Below are 19,925 nucleotides of genomic sequence, written 5' to 3'. Positions count from 1 at the left end.
GTTGTGACGGGGTCAATAATTCCAGGACTATTTAGCTTGGGTACCTATGGGTCTGTTTTAATAATCCCGCCCCAATTTTTCAACGTTTCGGCAGCATCAGCAAAATCCTCCTCAGTATCGATGTCGATAGAGCGCGCTCGTGGCATAAGGTAACCGACCGTATCAGCGTGGATAAAGCTGTTGTCCTTCAAAAACGTCGGCACGTCGACGATGTAGATCGCACCATTAAGAAGCACCACGGATGACAGATCTTGTCGGCGCAAATTTTTTGCGACGTCAGAACCAAGGACGCGAGTCAATCTGTGATCATCTCCGGTGTAAAACATCAAATAAGGCGATTCCTCCGCCGTGTACACAGATGTACAGCTTCTGGTTTTATGTCCTTTGAACAGGTCTATAGCTTTGTCTATGTCACGACCGGTCCGAAATGGTGATGTTGGCTGAAGCAAGATGGCTGTTTCGTGATGTGGAAAGGCTTCCAACATATTCCGCATCACATCCACTGATTTTGCTGTTTCGGTCGCCAGATGAGCGGGTCGTAAGAATGGCACTTCGGCGCCTTCGCGCTGCGAAACTTCGGCGATTTCTTCGTCATCTGTAGAAACTACGACACGATCGACAGTACCAGACTCAAGCGCAGCGTGGATTGTCCAGGCGATCAATGGCTTGCCGCCTAACTTTAAAATATTTTTCCGGGGAAGTCCTTTGGATCCGCCTCGCGCTGGAATAATAGCGATAACGCCGTCTACCTTCTCCATTAGCCAAATACCGTTTGGAACTCGGTTCGAGCACGGTCTAGATCCTCGCTGCGACCGATGTCAATCCAGTAGTCTCGGATCGGATAAACGGTCGTCACTTCACCTCGTCTCAAGGCTCGCAGGAAAAGGTCGGGCATATCAAGTGGAACACCCGTTTCGATTAGATCCACAATGCTGGGTGACAGTATATATATCCCGGCATTTACATGAAAGCTTTGATTGGGCTTCTCTTCAATTCCAACCAGCCGATCATTTTCGGTTTGTATTACCCCATAAGGCACCTGCATACTGAACTCGCGCGTACCCATGGTCGCAAGTGATTTTTCTTCTACATGAAACCGGAGCATTTGCTCAAATCTCAGGCTGGTCAAAAGATCGCCGTTCATGACGACGAAGGGACTATCGGGCCACTGATGCATGAGAGAAAGCGCGCCTGCCGTTCCCATTCTTTCTTTTTCATGTATGTAGTCGATTTCCACGCCCAGTTGTGAACCGTCACCAAAATGTTGCTCAATCATTTCAGAAAGATAGTTCACAGCAAGGGTGAAGCGGCTGAAGCCTTGATCAATAAGATTTTGAATCATGACCTCGATGAGCGGACGATTGCCGACCTGCAACATTGGCTTCGGAACGGAATCCGTAAGTGGACGCAGGCGCTTTCCAAGCCCGCCCGCCATTAAAACGATGCGGGTCTTGTTGGGCTCAAGCCCGATTATTTCGTCAACCCATGCGAGATCGACTATTCGTCGCTCCGAGTCGATCAACGGTACATGGTGCAGTCGCTTTTCTCTCATCATGAGACGGGCTGCTGCCCGCCCAGCACTGGCGGAGACCGCAATGGGCTGCCTGTTCATGACATGTGAGATCGGTGCTTCGATATTCAGGCCACTCAAAAGACCGCGACGTATGTCACCATCCGTTACCGTGGCAATGAGTCGCCGATCAGCATCGAGCACTAGAGCAAGCTGTATGCCTCCACGATCTATTGCAATCATCGCTTCGCGTATTGTAGAATTTTCAGGTATGCACGCCGTGTTGAAATTTACCTGCATAAAATGCGCCCTTGATGTCCTTTCGGTCTTGCTGGATTGCCTACAACAATACTGCCGTTGTCTACACTGCGCGTTACCACCGCCCCCATACCCACCATCGCGCCGGCTCCGATCCGCATTGGCCTCTCTGGAGTGCCCTCTCGGATAACCGCGCCGCTGCCTATGTAGGCTCCATCTCCAATCTCTACCGCGCCGTTGCACCGCACTCCCGGGGCGAAGGTCACGAAATCGCCGATTACGCAATCATGCTCTACATAGGAAAATAGGTTTATCTGGAAGAAGCGACCGATCTGAACATCTACTGTGATAACGGTGTTTGGGCAAATAATTGCACCTTCGCCGATCCCGCTGTCCGAGAATATCTGTGCCGAAGGCGCGATCAGTTTGGCTGGGATTGCTCCATTTGCAATTGCAGTTTCAGCTAGCTTCCGGCGTAGGGACGAATTGGATATACCTATGTTGAAATAGCGCGTAGCATTCAGGGACAGAAATTCTGCTTCGCTCATGACCGGAACACCGTTTATCGGCTGTCCTGCCTGTCGGTCAACGAAAACTATTTCTAGGTCCACATCAAACGGACCTAAAACGTTCTCTAGGGCACTGGGAACGAAAGGCATAATCGATCTTGCGCATCCGCCGGTGCCAAACAATCCGAAATATGTAACCGCTGCCATATCATTCAGGGTCCATTTGGCATGCTATTCGGATATAACTACCTTCTGTTACATCTTCAGCGAGGGGTTTTCCAATCGCTTCCCAGTACAACATTGCAGAAAGGCCGCCACCCGGGCGTTTAGTCCTAATGTCTCCCTCGCTCAGAATAGTGCCAGCGGGTAGGTCCCGTGACGCTATAAGACTTTTACGAGCAACAATCCGGTTTGCGAGCTCAGCGCGTCCTGGTCTTTTTATTCCTGTACCGATTGCTACCTCGACATCACGGATGCCTTGGACAAGGTCTACGAGTTCTGCGGGCTCGAGAGACGCGGCATGATCAGGTCCAGACATCTTTCTGTCTAAAGTGAAATGTTTTTCGATAACTGACGCACCCATAGCTACCGCGGCGAACGAAATCGCGTTTCCTTCTGTATGGTCGGAATAGCCGACGGGCAATCCATATGCCTGCCGCATTGTTGTCATGGCGCTGAGGTTGGTGTCTTCCACGGCTGCTGGATATTCAGTTGTACAGTGCAAGAGAGTGACACTGGTCTGGAGCGCTTTCCATGCTTCCGGAAGGTTTAACACGGACCGGAAAGCGGCTGTCGATGGCTTATCTTCCGCCAAAATCCCATAGGCGATCACACCTAACGCCTGTTCAACTTCGGACAGAGTTCCCATTCCTGTGGACAGAATTATTCGCGCTCCACTTCTCCCGGCGGCTAGCAAAAGGGGAGCATTGGTCAAGTCGCCTGAGCCTAGTTTAATGAGCTGTAAATTTAACTCTCTGGTCAGGAAGTGAAGGCTTGCGAGATCAAATGGGGTCGATAGAAAGCCAATTTTTTTTTTAGCGCAGCGTTCGATAAGATGTTGGTGAGCGTCCTCTGTCAGTTCCAGACGCCGTAGCATATCTAATTGGCTTTCGGTCGCATCTGTTGTTCGAGTTTGATATGCGGCTTTCGGTGCGACATGGCTTGCAAGCTCTGCAGGGCGAAAAGTCTGGAATTTGACAAAGTCTGCTCCAGCTTCAGCTGCTCTATCAACAAGCTCCAGCGCCGCATTCAAATCTCCATTATGGTTGACGCCTGCTTCAGCAATGATGGTGCACTGTTGTTTCATTCGAAACTGTCCCTAAAGGATTTCCTCACTAGTGACGCCGGGTTTGAAATCCCGGCTAGAATGCCGGCGATACGTTGCGAAGCTTGACCGTCGCCATAGGGATTTTCGACGCCACCAGGAAATGTCAATTTTAAGGCCTTTTTCAGGGCGACAATGATCTCACTCTGGACGGCAATACAATCTACTACCGAAATCGCCCTAGGTCTGCGAGCTTGCCTATCGCCGATATTAACCGTCGGAATTCCGAAAGTGGGTGCTTCGTAAAGACCACTGGATGAATTGCCGATAACCAGATCGGCAACTGCCAACGCAGAGAAATAACGTCGGGAACCAAGCGAAGCGTGAAATACAGCGTTTGGACGCTTATCGACCCACGACATGATCTGGCGCTCGACAGCCCTGGCGCCTGGGTCGGCATTTGACCCGGTAAAGACTATCGCGAGATCGGGGAAATAATCTAAGGCGCGTAGAAGCTCTCCGCATTGAAGCTCGTTATCGTCCGACAGGGTCGCTGGATGGAATGTAGCAAGAGCGAACGGTCCAACGTCTCGGGGTAGACCTATGTCGGCCAAGAGTTCCGATCTCGGTATGCGAGGTATCTCCATAATGGCGTCAATCCCGGGGCTTCCGGTTGCGAATACTCGATCCGGCTCTTCGCCCATTTGGATGATCCTTTGCCGAGCCTGCAAATTCGTCGTAAAGTGCAGTGACGCGATTTTGGTAATGGCATGACGAATAGCATCGTCAAAAGCGCCCTCGGTGACATCTCCTCCCGCTATATGAGCTATAGGTATGCGTGCCACCAAGGCAGCGGATGCAGCTGACAGAGCCTCGTAGCGGTCACCCAATATTAGGATTAGATCCGGTTTCTGGTTTCCGTAAAGCGTTGCAAATCCCGTTAGTCCACGACCCATAGCTTCACCAACTGCTTGCCCGCTATCTTCTCCTCCGAGGCCCATATCCACGACATCGTCAATATGAAAGCCATCTGACCGTATGATATCGATAGAAGAATTCTGATCAACCAAGTGCTGGCCCGTCATCGCGAGGCGAACGGTAATATGGTTGTGCTGGCGCAAGGACCGCAGAACCGGTCGAAGCAGACCCCAATCCGCCCGCGTTCCGGTAACAGCCATAATATTCATGTAGCCCCAGCCAAATATGCTGACGATGGAAGATTTATCACCCGGCTCGCCAGAGACTCAGACACTGTCAGATCTGCGCGTGGTGCATCAGCGTACATCGGCAGACGATGCATCAATGTCCAGATTGGCCGAGCCATGAGGCCGGAATCATTCAGTGCGGCCAAAACCGCATCTCGGGTTGTTGCGCGGTCATGGTCGAATATAAGTGCGTTTAGCCAGTAGTTGGCGAATGAGCCTGGCTGTTCCTTCAAAATGCGGGCTCCATTCAAATCTGCGAAGGCAACCGCATATCGCTCGGCGACACGGCGCTTGGCTTCAATCCGGCTAGGCAGTTGTTCAAGTTGAGCGCAACCTAGGGCAGCGTTTATATTGGGCAAGCGATAGTTATAGGCTATCTCGTCATGAAAGAATTCCCAACGATGTGGCCTTTTGGCTGTCGTCGTTAGATGTTTGGCTCTTTTTGCGAGGGCTTCGTTATCGGTGAGAAGCGCGCCGCCGCCGCCTGTCGTAATAATCTTATTGCCATTGAACGAAAGAGTCCCCATGAGTCCAAAACTACCACAAGGCCGCCCTCTGTAAGTACTGCCTAGCGACTCTGTCGAGTCCTCAACGATCGGAATATTCCATTCCGAGGAAAGCTCCAGCAGAGGCTCCATATCCACCGGAAATCCAAATGCGTGCATGGGAACAATTGCGGCAATGCGTCTACCGGTTTTACGGTTAACGGCGCCATTCGGGCCCATGGTCGCTGTTTCCTCGAGATGATGGCGCAACGCTTTAGGGTCAAGCCCAAGTGTCTCCTCGCATGCATCAACAAAATGCGGCGTCGCCCCGGCATGAGCCACGGCATTTGCCGTTGCAACGAAAGTGAGTGCTGGCAACAATACCTCATCACCGTGCGAGACGCCACAGATGGACAATGCGATGTGGAGAGCGACAGTGCCATTAACCACAGCCACGGAATATTTGACTCCGCAGAATTCTGCTAAGTCCTTCTCAAATTCGTCTACGTAGCTGCCCGCGTATGAAACCCACCCCGTGTCCAGGCAATTTTTGACAAGCTCCCATTCGCGGCCCGTAAACTCTGGAATATGCAAAGGGATCATGTCCTTGGATTTGCCAACGACTTTTCGCACTCGTCGAACGATATCTTCCGCTAGGCGCTGCGAGTTCACTTCTGTGATCATTCGTTGAACCTCTCCGTACGGTACATGGCAAGGTTAGCGGGATCCATGAACCATGACGCTGTTTCTACCAGTCCTCTGACGAAACCCTCGCGCCCACCGAACTCGGGAGCCCAATCAAAAAGCTTCTTGGCGTACTCAACTCCGGCAAACAGGCGCTCTACTTCACTCGCTTCAGGCCGCATACGTGTGAGGTCTTGGACAATCTCGACCTCGACATTCATTGCCTCGGCTATCGCCTTGACTGTTTCTGATATCGAAATTTCGAACCCACTCCCTATATTGATCACGCTGCCGAGGGCATTCTCGCAGTTCATGGCCTGAATAAAGCCGCGGGCAGTGTCTCGTACGAAGGTGAAATCACGCGTCGGAGTGAGTGAGCCAAGCTGGATGCGTCGGTGTCCAGACGCTATCTGGCTTATGATGGTCGGTATAACCGCACGTGCTGACTGCCGCGGCCCGTAGGTATTGAACGGTCGCAAAATAGTGACGGGGGTGTCCATCGAACGGTGGAACGAAAGTGCTAGCTGATCTGCCCCTATTTTTGTTGCGGCATACGGGGATTGGGCATTGAGAGGGTGCGCTTCCGTGATCGGGACGAACTGGGCTGTACCGTAAACCTCAGAGGTAGACGTGCAGACAATACGCGAGGTCCCGAGCCGTCCAGCAGCTTGGAGCACGTTCAAGGTTCCATTGATGTTAACGTCCACATAGCTCTGAGCAGCCCGGTAGCTGTACGGAATGGCGATCAACGCGGCAAGGTGCAGAACTATATCGCAGCCCCTCATTGCCTCCTCAACACATTGTGGATCGCGAATATCGCCAGTGAACACATCGATGCTACCCCTGGCGTAATCCCCAATTTTATCGAGCCATCCCCAAGAGCCAAGCGAATTGTAGATAACGAAGGCGCGAGTGTCATATCCTGACTTCAGCAATTCTTCGACGAGATGAGAGCCAATAAAACCATCGGCGCCGGTCACAAGGACCTTTTTATGAGAGGACATTCCTTGACCTATTTTGCGCGTATGCAGCTGTTTGGAACAGCGAATGCTTAATCAAGATGTCATTAGTCGCCCAGCACGCCACGATCAAGCTTATAACAACATTTAAGTGGAACGAAATTTTTTTAAAATGTTTGGCTCATAAAGGCATCTAGAAACTGGTGGCCCGCCTCTGCCGAACGCTCGGGATGAAACTGTACCCCCAGCACATTGTCTCTCACGACAGCGGAGGTCACGGCACTTGTACCGAGACTGTGGGCACCAATTCGGTTGCTCGGATCCACAACGTTTGCTTGGAAGCTATGCACGAAATAAAACGTATTAGCGGCGCGCAGATTGGCAAACGGCGTATCGCGCCAAGCGCCTTCATATGTTTCCATGACCGGACACCATCCGATGAGGGGTACTCTGCACCGACTGCCATCATTATCTCGAGCACTGATCATTCGTACCGTACCGGGAATGATTCCTAGCCCTTTACTCAATCCAAATTCTTCACTGGCATCGAGTAGCAGTTGCATACCCACGCATATGCCTAAAAAAGGTTTTCCTGTTGCGACGAAAGTGCGAATGACTTCGTCTAGTCCCCGTGCGCGGAGTTCACTTGCAGCTCGCGCAAAGGCACCGACCCCAGGCAGGATGATGCGATCTGATGCCAGAATTTTAGAATGATCGGAGCATAGGGTTGCGCTAAAGCCGAGTCGTTCCAAAGCGCGGAGCACCGAGAACACATTACCGATCCCATAATCAACGACTACACAGTTCGGACGCGCCATCAAAGACGTCCCTCATCATGCGATGCTGTGGGGAGATCACGAACGAAGCAGTCTGCCTTTCGCGCCGTGTTCCGCAGTTCTGCCAAGGTCGTTTTGTTCCAATGTAGAGCTTGCGCAACGGATACTGCGGAGGCAGACGTTTTTGTTAGAAGTTCTGAGAGGTGGTCCGCTTTTCCCAGTCCGCCCCCGACAACAACCGGGATGGATACCGCGTCGCAAACACCTTTCGCAAGCTCAATATCAAGTCCTTGCCCCAAGCCTTCCTTATGAATGGCTGTTAAGACTATTTCGCCGGCACCTCTGGCCTCTGCTTCTCTCGCCCAGTCTACTGCTTGCAATCCGGTATGATTACGTCCGTTGTCGGTCATCACCAACCACTGGCCATTGATAAGGTTTGTCTCTATCGAAATCACCACTGCCTGGGAGCCAAACGTGTTAGATGCCTGGGTGATGAGTTGGGGATTACGAGTGGCGGCTGTGTTTATCGCCACTTTGTCTGCGCCGCAGGCGAGAAGTTCGCGCACGTCTTCAAGCGAGCGAACACCACCGCCCACTGTCATTGGAATAAATGTCTGAGCAGCGACGCGACGAACGGTCTCTTGCAGGCTGTTGCGTTCGTAAAGGCTGGCGACGACGTCGAAGAACATCAACTCGTCGGCACCTTCTAGTGCGTACCTTGCTGCGAATTCTGCAGGTTCTCCAACTTTTCGCCAGCCCTCCATCTGCACACCCTTGATCAGACTTTTCACCTTGACGTCAAGGCGCGCAACTATGCGAAAATTCCGCAAAATTATCCCCTTTTTAAAGGGTTATCTGGTGACGAAGCGACCACTCGTCGTCTTCGTATTGCCAGAGGTGGGGTGAGCGGAACTTATTTGTCAACGCGTCAAAATATTGCCGATTCATGTCAGGGTGTTCGAACATCTTCCTGGCCTGTGGGAACGACTTTTCATCGATACTCAGGTAGCGAAAAATTTCGTCTGCCCAGCGTTCAGGAAACTCCCCGTCGTAGCGCTTTATAAGCGCGACGGCCTCATCTCTTTCGATATCGCCGGACCGAACTTCCTGACTGGCGTCATATGTCGCGCGTCCGATTCCAAATTTAATGAAGGTCGTATAATAATGAAAATCGTCGATTTTATCGTCAAGAGAATTGTATTTAGAATAAGTCCCTGCGTTGCGCTCAGGAGATGCGCGAAAACCACCATTTTCAACTGCAAAATAATAAGCTGACTGTGGATGCCACTTCAGATAATACCCAAGATAGTGTACCTCGGCGCCAAGTTGCTCTAATGGACGGACGTCTGACGGAAGATAAGGCGTCAGGTCAGCCTGTGATAGCCCAAAGTTTGCCTTAAGGCTTGACACGCTCTCGCCGCCTAAAAAAATGTTGTCTTCTGATGAAGATGAGAAAAACTCGAACGATCGCTTCGCATCAGAATTGTCGGCGATCGGATTACCGTATTCAGCTTCATTCTCCCCGTAGAAGATTAACGGTATGCCGAGTTGGATCGCCATCTTCGGTGCAAAGCATTTTTGTCCTAAGATGAACGGCTGGAACGGATGGAAAATATTCTCGACGGCCAAGCGCGTCAAAAGACGTTTGGATCGCCCTGAAGGCGTCATCAGATAGTTATCCATTCCAGAGTGGATCCATGCATCAAAGTTATGTCGTCCCCACTCAGTGTAGATATTTGGAGCCCAAGTTACCGTCAGCGGATTCATTCCGTATTTGTACTTGAGCATCCATGATTGATAGAAGCTGTCTTTGCCGCCAGAGCCGGGAACTAAGCAGTCGTATGACCCGTTACGGCTGCGGAAGCGGTCACACAATGCGATTAGTTGGCTCTTGCGTTCGTCCCAGTCTATTTCGACATTTTTGCGGTGAGCCGTGCGGCATGCATCGCATACCTGTTGCTCATCAAAACGGATGGTCTCCTTCTTTGAAGTTTCTGTATGTTTGAACTCAACAGCTGAATTTGGCCGTTGGTTAGAAATTCCGCATTCCTTGCAAAATAATATGGATGCTGGGAGACCGTATTTTCTCGGTGGGTTATGTGCGCCAGGTGCGTAGGCCGCCAGTGAGAAATCTATGTTTAAGGCACTAGGCTTAAGATACATGTGGGATCGACCGATCAGCGCAGATAACAATAATCTTGCGGAAGTGTGACAGCATCGGCTCCCTGCCACAGGCTCGACATCCCGTCAAGACTTTAAATTTTTTCTAAATAATACTTATTGGATGTCTTTCTATAATACACAATTTCAAATTTTAGAATTTATTTAGCGATGAATATTTCGTACAAACTAATTCCTGGGGAGGCCCACTTGGGGTGCTCTGTTGTGCGACATTAAATTCTGTTCTCATGATTCTTGTGAAATACATATCGGTAGAGGCAAGAGCAAAAACGCCTTTTTGTCGAGAAGTCGTATTGTGTAACTTTATTATTTCGTATTTTCTAATATATTTATGTTGTTTCCATCGGCTGAGGAGCAGGGCGGTATGACAGACAGGTGCCGACTTGGCCGGGAGAAAAAAGCCCCTTTTGCTTTCATCTCTGCTTGGCGCAGGCGTCCAAGTTGAAGGAGGCGCGCGTTTACGCTGCGATACCGTAAGTCGTCGGCAAAATAAACCGGGAAGTTTGTGCCGATGCCTGGGGAGTATTCCTGGTCCGGGCTCGCCAGCCAGCGATGCACCTTGTGCTGTGATTGTCGAAAAGCCTATAGAGTCGCCGAGCTACGAAGGCGTTGTTGGGCCTTGAGAGTTGGAAGAGTGCGACATGAACCAGGCCATTCCCGTTTTCGTCATCAACCTTGCGCGTCGCGAGGACAGGCTGGAGCGCGTGTCGCATCATCTGGAAGAGCGTGGCGTGGCGTTTACCCGCGTCGATGCCTGCGATGCCACGAAGGTGGATGAGGCGTTGCTGGATGGCGTCATTACACCTGCTGGTCCGCTGGGTGCGCTCGGCCTCGGCGATCGGTCCTGCACGGTGAGCCATACCTATGCCTGGGAAGCCTTTTTGCAGACAGGCGCGCGGTTTGGCTTGATGCTTGAGGACGATGTGTTTCTCTCGGGCGATGTCGCGAATGCCTTGAGGTCGGATGACTGGATTCCCTCCCATGTGGACGTGATCAAGCTGGAGAAGTTCGGCTCAGGTATCTCCAAGGTTCTTTTGGGAGATGCGGAGATCAAGGTTCCTGACACGGAACGTGCGCTGCATCGCATGTTCTCCCGCCATGTGGGGGGCGGGGCCTACATCCTGTCGCGCCGGGCAGCACAGGTAGCGCTGTCATACCGTGGACGTATGAGGGTGCCGGTCGATCACTTTCTCTTCAACGATACGGTGTCGCCCGTCTTCCGGCAATTGAAGCCTTTCATCGTCCAGCCGGCAATGGCAACGCAGCGGCACTATGAGTACAACTCCGATATTGCCAAGTTCGGGAAGGCCGCTCGCCCCACCGGCTGGCGGCTGAAACTGAGGAAGCTGCGTCGGGGCTGGAACGAGATCAGCCAGATTCACCGGCAGCTTATGGTTTTCCTGACCAAGCGAGGCGCCATCAGAGAGATTTTCTGGAAAGATTCCGCGCCCTGACGGTCATTTGGTCTGCGTAAGCTTCAGTTTCTGGCTACCTTTATTGTGCGCAAGGCCGCCAAGCACGCTTTTGCCCTATAAGTCACGTGGACTATTATCGGACGCGGTTATATAGCGCTTAAGCATTGGCCGGGTGCGGAGCGATATTGGATGAGTGCCGAAAGAATTCTTCACATGCATTTCGGCAAAGAGGGCGGTGCCGAGCGCTTCTTCGTCAATCTGGCAACGGCTTTTGGCGATCGTGGCATCGAGCAGCGCTTTATCGTGCGTCCGGGTCGCATCTGGCGCGACGAGATTGCAGCCCTTGGTCTTACCATTGAAAGCGAATATCGCCGCATCTCGCCAAAGGCACTCTGGCTTCGCTGGCAGGTGAACAAAATCATGCGCGAATGGAAGCCGGATGTGGTCATGGCCTGGATGTCGCGCTCCTCGCGGCTTGTTCCAGCACATGGCAACAGCGTGCGGCTGACGCGGCTTGGCGATTATCCCCGTCATCTCAAGAATTTTCGCAACAATGATCTGATCGTTGCCAATGCGCCCGGCATTGCCGAGGCCTGCGTGCAATTGGGATGGACGAAGCCGGTCAAGGTCGTCTCCAATTTCGTTCGTGAAACCACTATCAAGCCGGTATCGCGTGCCAGCATGGGGACACCGGAAGATGCCTTCCTCGTCGTGGGCACCGGACGGTTCATCCGGCGCAAGGGGTTCGATGTTCTGATCAAGGCCGTGGCGCAAATTCCCGATGCCTGGCTGTGGCTGATCGGCGACGGCGACAAGCGCGCCGAGATGGAGCAACTGGTGCAGGAATTGGGCATGACAGACCGTACCCGCTTCACCGGCTGGGTCGAGGAGCCGATGAATCATGTTGCCGCGGGCTCGATCTTCGTTATGCCATCGCGCCATGAGCCGCTTGGCAATGTGGTGCTCGAAGCCTGGCAGGCGGATGTGCCGGTGGTCTCCACCCGTTCCGAAGGGCCTTCCTGGTTTATCCGAGATGGGGAAGATGCGCTCATGTGTGACATCGACGATGTGGATGGCACCCTTGCGGCGATCAATCGTATCCGCACAGATGATCAACTGGCAGCGAAACTGCGAAAGCAGGGCAGGGCAAGGCTTGACGCTGATTTCCGCAAGGATGCGGTGGTGGATGCCTATCTCGATCTGTTCAAGCAGATGAAACGATAGGACGTTATTGATGGTCTCCAACTCAAACGACATCGCGCTGAATGCCGATTTCTGCTGCTACGTCATCAATCTGGATGGCAGCACGGAGCGTTTCTCACAAGTGTCGGCGTCGCTTGAGAAAGCCGGTGTCGCATTCGAGCGCCTCTCGGCTTTCGATGGGCGCAAGCTCGCCCTTGATACTGTTGCCGATTATGATGCCGCAGCTGCCAGACGCTATATGGGCCGCGAGTTGGTTGGTGGCGAAATCGGCTGCTATTACAGTCATTTGAGTGCAGCGAAAGCGTTTCTTCGGACGGACAGCTCCTACTGCCTCGTGATCGAAGATGACGCCGCACCGCATGAAGCCCTGCAGGCGATCGTGACGGAAACGATCGGTTTTCTCAAAGCGCATGATCCCGAGTGGCGGATCGTCAACATGGGCAATGAGAAGCTGAAAATCTTCCGTCCACTGAAGACCATGAGCTTCGGGAAAAATATATTTACTCTTTGCTCCGCCCACTATTTTCCGATGACGACAGGCGCCATTCTGTGGTCGAGGAAGGGTGCGCAGGAGTTCGTCGATGGACACCGTGTGATCTTCGCGCCGGTCGATAACTTCTTCCGCTATTGGATTACCCGCGTTGGCGGAGGCTATTCTTTCTTTCCAAGGCCCGTGTCCACCACCGATGCGGTCAGCGATATTGCGCATCCCGGAAAGATATCGAGAAGCCGTAATGCCCGGAGCTTCCTTTATGGTCTGCGCAAACAGCGGCGGCTTATGGTGGACAAGCTGATCGCGACCAAGCTGAAGTATTTCTCGTGATCTCGCCCCGTTACAACCACCTTACAGTCCAAGCCCGAGAAAGTGCGTTACGATGAGCGTGAAGCGGATATTTCACCTGCAATTCGGCACGGATGGCGGCACCGAGCAGTTTTTCCTGCGCCTCACCCGCGCTTTTCACGAGCGTGGCATAGATCAGCAATTCGCGATCCGGCCGGGCGTGACATGGCGTCACGAGCTTGACGATCGGGGCACGGTGCATGAGGGCTACTATCTTCGCCGCTGGCCCAACTGGTGGCTGCGCACACAGTTGCTGAAGCGCTCGATGAAGCAGTGGCCGGCCGATGTGGTGATGGGGTGGCGTGCGCCGACGGCGCGGCTGATGCCGGACACCGGTCATGCCATACGCGTTGTGCGTCTAGGCGATTATCCTCATCACGTCCGCTATTTCGGCAACACCGATGCTATCGTCGGCAATGCGCCCAATGTCATCGAACACTGCCGTACACTCGGCTGGCAGGGTAAGACGACGATTGTATCCAATTTTCCGGGCGAGGTTGGCACTTCCGTGGTCAAGCGGTCGGATTTTTCGACGCCGGACGATGTTCCTCTGGTTTGCGGTCTTGGCCGCTTCGTGCCGACCAAGGGTTTCGATACCTTGCTGCGGGCGGTCGCGGCGACGCCTCACCTCTGGCTCTGGCTGGTTGGAGATGGCCCCGATAGAGCCGATCTGGAGCGGTTGGTGCAAGAGCTTGGGATTGCCGATCGCGTCCGCTTCATCGGCTGGGTTTCGGAGCCGGCGGCCTATATTAAGGCGGCGGATATGTTCTGCGTGCCGAGCCGACAGGAGCCGCTTGGCAACGTGCTACTCGAAGGCTGGAAGGCGGAAGTGGCTGTGGTGTCCACCAAAACCGAAGGGCCGTCCTGGGCTGCGACGCATGATGAAAGCGCTCTCTTCACCGAGATCGACGATGTCGAGGGTATGGCGCAGGCGCTCTTGCGTCTGCAAGGGGCGCCCGAGCTTCGAGCGAAGCTGGTTCAAGGTGGGCGAGAGCAATTGGCCGCACGCTTTTCCGCAGAGCGGATCGTCGATCAATATCTGGAATTCTTCGAGGAATTGCGTAGCGGCAGGCGATGAAGGCGGTCGCGCTGTTTCAGCTCAGGCTGGGACGGCGCTGTCCAGTGTTGCGATCGGAAAAGCGATATTCGGCTGTCTAAACGCGCGCATAGATATTACCGAGAGACCGGGCTTCGCCTTCAAGCGCGAAATTTTCCACTGTCGTCTGGCGCGCAGCCGCACTTCCTCGCTGCATCATCTCTGTATCGCTCAGGAAGCCAGAGGTCGCTTCAACCATCGCATCAAGATTATCGCGGCCAATGACGGTGCCGGTTTCGCCTTCGCGCACCAATTCCGGAAAGGCGCCGACATCCGTTGCGATTACGGGCACACCCGTCGACATGGCTTCCAGAGGGGTGAGGCCAAATCCCTCCCAGCGTTGGGGGGCGATGAAGAGGTCAAGCGCGCGGTACCATTCGTTGATGTTGGTATGCTCTCCGACGAAGAGGATGCGGTCGGCAAGACCTGCGGCTCGCACTCTTTCCTTTAAGCTATTCTCGAAATCCACATGCGGACCTGTTGCGCGTCCGGCAACGATGGCCGACCACTCTGGATGGTCTGGCAAAACGCGGATCATCGTGTCAACGAAAAGATCGGTGCCTTTCTGGTGCCGTATGCGGCCGAAGCAGCCGACATATTTGCGCTGAGGATCGAGGCCGCGTGCGACCTTTGCTTCAGCCTTATCGGCGGGCGGGGAAAAGCGATCGGTGTCGATGCCGTGCATGATGACCGTGCTCGGTACCTCCAGATAGGAGGCCGTCTGGCTATTGGTGGCAATTACGCCATCCATTCTGGAAATCAGAAATTTGGTCCAGCCGGTGTGCTTGCGCTGCGAGGCGGAGGTGAAGACGATCTTCAGCTTCATGCGCAGGATGTCGCGCATGATGATGGCCGGCAGCATTTCTATATTGCGCCGCGCATGCCAGACGCGGGGCTTGCCCTCTGGACCATTCTGCCACAGCCGCCAGAGATCGCGAAAGCGAACAAAGGGCAGGCTGTCCGGCAGGCCGGGCCCGATCACGGCGATCTTCTGCCCGAGCCGGTTCTGCACCGGCACGAGCTGAATGATCGTCGATGTCACGCCCGAGAGCCTGCGCTTGAAGTTTGGCGCAAGGACGCGGACATCTCTCAGATCGACATGGGGCAAGTCTTGAAGTCTCGCAACAGGAGCGGGGGATTCAGTTCCAGTTGACGGACAGGATCTCGTAGCCGCGCGAGCCGCCAGGCGCATTCACTTCGATGCTGTCACCCACTTCCTTGCCGATCAGGGCACGAGCAATGGGGGAGGAAATCGAAATGCGACCTTCCTTTACGTCAGCTTCCTGATCGCCAACGATCTGGTAGGTCTTTTCTTCATCGGTGTCTTCATCGATGAGCTTGACGGTGGCGCCAAACTTGATCTTGGAACCGGACATCTTGGAGAGATCGATGATCTCGGCGCGGGCAGTCAGATCTTCGAGCTCGGAGATGCGGCCTTCATTGTGGCTCTGCGCTTCCTTGGCGGCGTGATACTCGGCATTTTCCGACAGGTCGCCATGCGCGCGGGCTTCGGCGATCGCCTCGATGATGCGCGGGCGCTCTTCCTGCTGACGCCAGCGAAGTTCTTCCTGCAACTTGACGTAACCGCCCTGGGTCATCGGTACTTTTTCTACCATCTTTTTATTCCTTCACATTCGCACCGCGGTAGTCGCAGACACAAAAAGAAACAGGTTCCGGAGCAAAACTTCGGAACCATGTCAAAATCACAATTTGTCGGACTATATCAGAAGAGCATCCTGAAATGCCAGCAAATTAAAAGGCCCGTAAAAAACAAGCATTTTCAACGTGCTCCGCTTGTGATTTGACTTTCGTCACTGGAACATATAGAGAACATACTATGAAGAAGTCAATCAAAGAGCGGCTTGCAGTTCTCTCAGATGCAGCGAAGTATGACGCCTCCTGCGCGTCCAGCGGGACCTCGAAACGCAACTCGGCGCAAAGCGGCGGGCTGGGGTCGACGGAGGGCTCTGGCATATGCCATGCCTATGCGCCGGATGGTCGTTGTATCTCGCTTTTAAAGATTCTTCTGACCAATTTCTGCATCTATGATTGCGCCTATTGCATCAACCGTTCGTCGAGCAATGTCGAACGCGCACGCTTTACCGTGGAAGAGGTCGTGTGGCTGACGCTGGAATTTTACCGGCGAAATTATATCGAAGGTCTGTTCCTTTCTTCCGGCATTATTCGCTCTTCCGACCACACGATGGAAGAGCTGGTGCGCGTGGCAAAGGAGTTGCGCGTCACCCATGGCTTCCGGGGTTACATCCACCTGAAGTCCATCCCCGAAGCATCGCCGCATCTGATCGAAGAAGCGGGGCTTTATGCCGATCGTCTCTCGATCAATATCGAACTTCCGACCGATAGCGGAATTGGCAAGTTCGCGCCGGAAAAGCAGCCCGGCAATATTCGTCGCTCCATGGCGGATATCCGTTTGAAGATCGAGGAGGCGGGCGAGCCGACGCTGAAGACGAAGCGGGTCAAGACCTTTGCGCCGGCCGGACAGAGCACGCAGATGATTGTCGGTGCCGACGGCGCCGACGACGGCACAATTCTCTCGACCAGTGCGCGGCTTTACGGAAGCTATGGCCTGCGGCGCGTCTATTACTCCGCCTTCAGCCCCATTCCCGATTCGTCCAAAAACCTGCCACTCATCAAGCCGCCGTTGATGCGCGAGCACAGGCTCTATCAAGCCGATTGGCTCTACCGATTCTACGGCTTCGACATCGGCGAGATTACCTCGACGCAACAGAACGGCATGCTCGATCTCGATATCGATCCCAAGCTCGCCTGGGCGCTCGGCAACCGCCAAAAGTTTCCTGTCGATGTCAATTCGGGTGAGAGAGAGATGCTGCTGCGCGTGCCTGGGTTCGGCGTGAAGACGGTAAACTCCATCTTGTCTTCGCGCCGCTTTCGGAGGCTGCGCTTGGAAGATCTGGCGCGCTTCGGCGTATCGCTGAAAAAGGTGAAGGCGTTTGTCGTCGCTGATGGCTGGACGCCGGGCAAGTTGACCGAGCGGCCCGACCTGCGCGCCATGTTCACACCGCCTCCGGAACAGTTGTCGTTGCTGTGATGTATGCGGTCGAACTGGAGGGCAGGGGCAACTTTGGCGAATGGCGCGACGCCGCGCGTTCGCTTCTTACGGCGAGTGTGGCACCGAGCGATGTGGATTGGCGCCTGAAGAGCGACCGCGGCACGCGTCTTGATTTCGAGCAGCAGGCGTCACTACCGGTAGCGAAGACGCCGGCGCAGATCACGGTTCCATCGGCCTTCCTGCCATTGGCGGAAGCCATCATCTGCCACAGCGATCCGGCGCGCTTTTCTTTGCTGTATCGTCTCCTGTGGCGGCTGCAGCAGGACCGGGCGCTGTTGCAGATCAAGGCCGATCCCGATGTTCAAGCGGCCCGTCAAATGGAGAAATCGGTCCGTCGCGACAGCCACAAGATGACCGCCTTCGTCCGTTTCAAGGAAGTGCCGGGCGAGGGCGCGCAAGCACGGCGCTGCTTCATTGCGTGGTTCGAGCCAGATCATTTCATTGTCGAGCGAAAGGCGCCGTTCTTCCAGCGTCGCTTCAACGACATGGATTGGCTGATCGCAACTCCGAAAGGGTCTGCACGGTGGAATGGTCAGTTGCTTGAGACGTCGCGCGAACCAGCGGAACGACCGGATATTTCCGACGAGACGGACGAGTTATGGCGCACCTACTATGCCAATATCTTCAATCCGGCGCGGTTGAAGATCAAAGCCATGACGGCGGAAATGCCGAAGAAGTATTGGAAGAACCTGCCAGAGGCCGATCTCATCCCGGAACTTGTCATCGGCGCGGAGGCGCGCGTGCTTGGCATGGCGGCCAAGGCTGCGACCGAGCCGCAGATGTTTCACCATCGCATCCAGGCGGCGGCCGCAGCCAAGCCACAGGAAGTGCTACCGGATGCAAATACTCTCGCTGGCGTGAAGCGTGAAGCACAAAGCTGTCAGATGTGCCCGCTGCATTGTGCCGCGACGCAAACCGTCTTCGGCGAGGGGCCTGAGAAGGCGCAGGCGATGGTCGTTGGTGAGCAGCCGGGAGATCATGAGGATTTGGCCGGGCGACCCTTTATCGGTCCAGCGGGCAGGGTGTTCGATCAGGTCTTGGGGGAAACGGGGATCGAGCGTCAATCGCTCTATGTGACGAACGCGGTCAAGCATTTCAAATATGAGGCGCGGGGCAAGAAACGCATTCACCAACGACCCAATGCCGGTGAGGTTGAGCGTTGCCGTTGGTGGTTGACCCGGGAGATCGATCTCGTTCAGCCCAAGCTCATCGTCGCGATGGGGGCGACGGCGGTTTACGCTTTGACGGGGATGAAAGAGACGCTTTCGAGCGTTCGCAGCCGGCCCATCCCCATGGAGAATTCACGCATCCTCTTTGCCACGGTGCATCCATCCTACCTGCTTAGAATTCCCGACCCGGCACGTCAGGCGCAGGAGAGGGCGCTCTTCGTCGAAGACTTGCGCGCCGTGCGGCGATTGTCCGAAGCGTGAGGTGAAGCGTCCCCGCGTTTGGTCCTTACTGCCGCAGTAGAACAGTTCGCCCTTTTCGAAAATGCGCTGTTTCTAAGCATTAAAAGCCGTTCATGAAGTAATTGTAATGCGACTATTTCCGTTTTTGGGAGTTTAATCAGCATCAACATCCAAAGGTGGTTAGGATGTTGTGTGTAGGGATTATAAAAGGATTTGCATCATGTTTATTCGCCGTAACATTGCTGTTATTCTTGTTGCCGGTACTATGCTCGGCGGAATTGCTTATACTGCCGAAGCTGCATCGACAACTGCAGCGCAGACGGAAACCAAGGGCGCTGTTGTTCCGAATAAGGCCATCGACAAAGATGTTGGTCGTCTCTCCCAGGACGGCGCACAGGCCTTGGCCGATATTCAGGCAACACGCCTGGCAATCTTCAACGCGAAGCCGGATGAGGCTAAGACCTTCATCAACAAGGCGAAGGACGAGCTGCGGAAGGCCTCCAAGGACGAAGCAGTCTTCATGAAGGCTGAAGCGGATCTGACGAAGCCGACCAAGGCACCGACCGCCGCCGACGCGAAGGCCGACATAAAGGCCCCGTCTGCAACGCCCATCCAGTGGTTGCCAGTCGACTCGCAGTTGACGCTCGGTGAAGACTTCAAGGCAACGCCTGAGAAAGTTGCGGCCATCACCGAAGCGAATAAGAGCCTGAAGACCTCCGATCGCCAGGGTGCGCTTGAAAAGCTCGCTGTCGCGGATGTCGATGTCGAGTTCATCACCGCCGCCCTACCGCTCGACCAGACGGTCACCGATGTTGGCAAGGCTGCCGACCTGATCAACCAGGGCAAGTTCTATGAGGCCAATGCGGCGCTGAAGGACGTAACGGATAACGCGATGCTCAACATCGTCGATATCTATGGTCAGCCTTACAAGGCAAAGGCAGAAAAGCCTGCCAATGCCGCAGCAGTTACCCCATCGACGGACAAGACTGCTGCTCCAAAGGGCTAATCGCCCTTCCACATACTGCAACGAAAATGGCCT

19 protein-coding genes are annotated in these 19,925 nt (G+C 54.2%); 7 read left to right on the top strand and 12 right to left on the bottom strand.

What is annotated here, in order from left to right:
• Positions 1-44 precede the first annotated feature (44 nt).
• From ACQZ5M_RS03215 to ACQZ5M_RS03170, 10 genes are all read right to left on the bottom strand, one after another.
• Complete coding sequence (locus tag ACQZ5M_RS03215; RefSeq protein ID WP_296078632.1) at positions 45-758, bottom strand: acylneuraminate cytidylyltransferase family protein; 714 nt, start codon at positions 756-758, stop codon at positions 45-47.
• Entirely contained in the window at positions 758-1,810 is a 1,053-nt protein-coding gene (locus tag ACQZ5M_RS03210; RefSeq protein ID WP_296078631.1) for a nucleotidyltransferase family protein, read from the bottom strand. The genes ACQZ5M_RS03215 and ACQZ5M_RS03210 overlap by 1 nt, the downstream gene beginning before the upstream one ends.
• Positions 1,801-2,484 carry an acetyltransferase gene (locus ACQZ5M_RS03205; RefSeq protein WP_296078630.1) on the bottom strand — a complete coding sequence of 228 codons (684 nt, stop codon included), beginning with the start codon at positions 2,482-2,484 and terminating at the stop codon, positions 1,801-1,803. Before ACQZ5M_RS03205 ends, ACQZ5M_RS03210 begins: the two co-directional genes overlap by 10 nt.
• Before the next feature lies 1 nt (position 2,485).
• The gene (gene neuB / locus ACQZ5M_RS03200; RefSeq protein ID WP_296078629.1) at positions 2,486-3,583 is read right to left on the bottom strand and encodes an N-acetylneuraminate synthase; all 1,098 of its coding nucleotides are present in this window, start codon (positions 3,581-3,583) and stop codon (positions 2,486-2,488) included.
• Positions 3,580-4,719 (bottom strand): UDP-N-acetylglucosamine 2-epimerase, encoded by a 1,140-nt coding sequence (gene neuC, locus ACQZ5M_RS03195; RefSeq protein WP_296078661.1) that lies wholly within the window; start codon positions 4,717-4,719, stop codon positions 3,580-3,582. The genes neuB and neuC overlap by 4 nt, the downstream gene beginning before the upstream one ends.
• A 5-nt stretch (positions 4,720-4,724) precedes the next feature.
• Positions 4,725-5,915: a LegC family aminotransferase gene (locus tag ACQZ5M_RS03190; RefSeq protein ID WP_296078628.1), complete on the bottom strand. Its 1,191-nt coding sequence runs from the start codon at positions 5,913-5,915 to the stop codon at positions 4,725-4,727.
• Complete coding sequence (locus ACQZ5M_RS03185) at positions 5,912-6,919, bottom strand: NAD-dependent 4,6-dehydratase LegB (RefSeq protein ID WP_296078627.1); 1,008 nt, start codon at positions 6,917-6,919, stop codon at positions 5,912-5,914. The genes ACQZ5M_RS03190 and ACQZ5M_RS03185 overlap by 4 nt, the downstream gene beginning before the upstream one ends.
• A gap of 122 nt (positions 6,920-7,041) precedes the next feature.
• Positions 7,042-7,692: an imidazole glycerol phosphate synthase subunit HisH gene (gene hisH, locus ACQZ5M_RS03180; RefSeq protein WP_296078626.1), complete on the bottom strand. Its 651-nt coding sequence runs from the start codon at positions 7,690-7,692 to the stop codon at positions 7,042-7,044.
• Positions 7,692-8,480 carry an imidazole glycerol phosphate synthase subunit HisF gene (gene hisF / locus ACQZ5M_RS03175; RefSeq protein WP_296078625.1) on the bottom strand — a complete coding sequence of 263 codons (789 nt, stop codon included), beginning with the start codon at positions 8,478-8,480 and terminating at the stop codon, positions 7,692-7,694. Before hisF ends, hisH begins: the two co-directional genes overlap by 1 nt.
• A gap of 13 nt (positions 8,481-8,493) precedes the next feature.
• On the bottom strand, positions 8,494-9,813 hold the full coding sequence (locus ACQZ5M_RS03170; RefSeq protein ID WP_296078624.1) for an N-acetyl sugar amidotransferase: 1,320 nt from the start codon (positions 9,811-9,813) through the stop codon (positions 8,494-8,496).
• Between the two features lie 659 nt (positions 9,814-10,472).
• On the opposite strand from ACQZ5M_RS03170, the gene ACQZ5M_RS03165 reads away from it, so the two are divergent.
• The 4 genes from ACQZ5M_RS03165 to ACQZ5M_RS03150 all read left to right on the top strand — a co-directional run bounded on the left by ACQZ5M_RS03165 (position 10,473) and on the right by ACQZ5M_RS03150 (position 14,368).
• Entirely contained in the window at positions 10,473-11,285 is an 813-nt protein-coding gene (locus ACQZ5M_RS03165; protein ID WP_449079059.1) for a glycosyltransferase family 25 protein, read from the top strand.
• Between the two features lie 150 nt (positions 11,286-11,435).
• Positions 11,436-12,470, top strand: a complete 1,035-nt coding sequence (locus tag ACQZ5M_RS03160) for a glycosyltransferase (RefSeq protein WP_449079058.1) — start codon at positions 11,436-11,438, stop codon at positions 12,468-12,470.
• Between the two features lie 10 nt (positions 12,471-12,480).
• A complete protein-coding gene (locus ACQZ5M_RS03155) occupies positions 12,481-13,272 on the top strand; it encodes a glycosyltransferase family 25 protein (RefSeq protein WP_296074784.1) in 792 nt (263 codons plus the stop codon).
• A gap of 52 nt (positions 13,273-13,324) precedes the next feature.
• Positions 13,325-14,368 carry a glycosyltransferase gene (locus ACQZ5M_RS03150; protein WP_449079057.1) on the top strand — a complete coding sequence of 348 codons (1,044 nt, stop codon included), beginning with the start codon at positions 13,325-13,327 and terminating at the stop codon, positions 14,366-14,368.
• Between the two features lie 76 nt (positions 14,369-14,444).
• Here ACQZ5M_RS03150 and ACQZ5M_RS03145 read toward each other — a convergent pair whose 3' ends face one another.
• A complete protein-coding gene (locus ACQZ5M_RS03145) occupies positions 14,445-15,494 on the bottom strand; it encodes a glycosyltransferase family 4 protein (protein WP_296073679.1) in 1,050 nt (349 codons plus the stop codon).
• Between the two features lie 31 nt (positions 15,495-15,525).
• Positions 15,526-16,002, bottom strand: coding sequence for a transcription elongation factor GreA (gene greA, locus ACQZ5M_RS03140; RefSeq protein WP_062426441.1), 477 nt, complete (start codon positions 16,000-16,002; stop codon positions 15,526-15,528).
• Between the two features lie 221 nt (positions 16,003-16,223).
• On the opposite strand from greA, the gene ACQZ5M_RS03135 reads away from it, so the two are divergent.
• The 3 genes from ACQZ5M_RS03135 (at position 16,224) to ACQZ5M_RS03125 (ending at position 19,892) form a co-directional block, all read left to right on the top strand.
• Entirely contained in the window at positions 16,224-17,456 is a 1,233-nt protein-coding gene (locus tag ACQZ5M_RS03135) for a putative DNA modification/repair radical SAM protein (protein ID WP_062440378.1), read from the top strand.
• Positions 17,456-18,907: a UdgX family uracil-DNA binding protein gene (locus ACQZ5M_RS03130; RefSeq protein WP_449079184.1), complete on the top strand. Its 1,452-nt coding sequence runs from the start codon at positions 17,456-17,458 to the stop codon at positions 18,905-18,907. The genes ACQZ5M_RS03135 and ACQZ5M_RS03130 overlap by 1 nt, the downstream gene beginning before the upstream one ends.
• 199 nt (positions 18,908-19,106) lie before the next feature.
• Positions 19,107-19,892: a YfdX family protein gene (locus ACQZ5M_RS03125; RefSeq protein WP_296073728.1), complete on the top strand. Its 786-nt coding sequence runs from the start codon at positions 19,107-19,109 to the stop codon at positions 19,890-19,892.
• The last annotated feature ends 33 nt before the right edge of the window (positions 19,893-19,925 follow it).

The organism is Rhizobium sp. 22-785-1, assembly GCF_053521965.1.
This window is presented reverse-complemented; position numbering and strand designations above follow the sequence as displayed.

Bases quoted from the DNA above. Each gene is read 5' to 3' on its own strand.
- ACQZ5M_RS03130 (WP_449079184.1), top strand. From the start codon at position 17,456: ATGTATGCGGTCGAACTGGAGGGCAGGGGCAACTTTGGCGAATGGCGC.
- ACQZ5M_RS03215 (WP_296078632.1), bottom strand. From the start codon at position 758: ATGGAGAAGGTAGACGGCGTTATCGCTATTATTCCAGCGCGAGGCGGA.
- ACQZ5M_RS03160 (WP_449079058.1), top strand. From the start codon at position 11,436: ATGAGTGCCGAAAGAATTCTTCACATGCATTTCGGCAAAGAGGGCGGT.
- ACQZ5M_RS03135 (WP_062440378.1), top strand. From the start codon at position 16,224: ATGAAGAAGTCAATCAAAGAGCGGCTTGCAGTTCTCTCAGATGCAGCG.
- greA (WP_062426441.1), bottom strand. From the start codon at position 16,002: ATGGTAGAAAAAGTACCGATGACCCAGGGCGGTTACGTCAAGTTGCAG.
- neuC (WP_296078661.1), bottom strand. From the start codon at position 4,719: ATGGCTGTTACCGGAACGCGGGCGGATTGGGGTCTGCTTCGACCGGTT.
- ACQZ5M_RS03185 (WP_296078627.1), bottom strand. From the start codon at position 6,919: ATGTCCTCTCATAAAAAGGTCCTTGTGACCGGCGCCGATGGTTTTATT.
- ACQZ5M_RS03205 (WP_296078630.1), bottom strand. From the start codon at position 2,484: ATGGCAGCGGTTACATATTTCGGATTGTTTGGCACCGGCGGATGCGCA.
- neuB (WP_296078629.1), bottom strand. From the start codon at position 3,583: ATGAAACAACAGTGCACCATCATTGCTGAAGCAGGCGTCAACCATAAT.
- ACQZ5M_RS03170 (WP_296078624.1), bottom strand. From the start codon at position 9,813: ATGTATCTTAAGCCTAGTGCCTTAAACATAGATTTCTCACTGGCGGCC.
- ACQZ5M_RS03190 (WP_296078628.1), bottom strand. From the start codon at position 5,915: ATGATCACAGAAGTGAACTCGCAGCGCCTAGCGGAAGATATCGTTCGA.
- hisH (WP_296078626.1), bottom strand. From the start codon at position 7,692: ATGGCGCGTCCGAACTGTGTAGTCGTTGATTATGGGATCGGTAATGTG.
- ACQZ5M_RS03165 (WP_449079059.1), top strand. From the start codon at position 10,473: ATGAACCAGGCCATTCCCGTTTTCGTCATCAACCTTGCGCGTCGCGAG.
- ACQZ5M_RS03155 (WP_296074784.1), top strand. From the start codon at position 12,481: ATGGTCTCCAACTCAAACGACATCGCGCTGAATGCCGATTTCTGCTGC.
- ACQZ5M_RS03150 (WP_449079057.1), top strand. From the start codon at position 13,325: ATGAGCGTGAAGCGGATATTTCACCTGCAATTCGGCACGGATGGCGGC.
- ACQZ5M_RS03125 (WP_296073728.1), top strand. From the start codon at position 19,107: ATGTTTATTCGCCGTAACATTGCTGTTATTCTTGTTGCCGGTACTATG.
- ACQZ5M_RS03210 (WP_296078631.1), bottom strand. From the start codon at position 1,810: ATGCAGGTAAATTTCAACACGGCGTGCATACCTGAAAATTCTACAATA.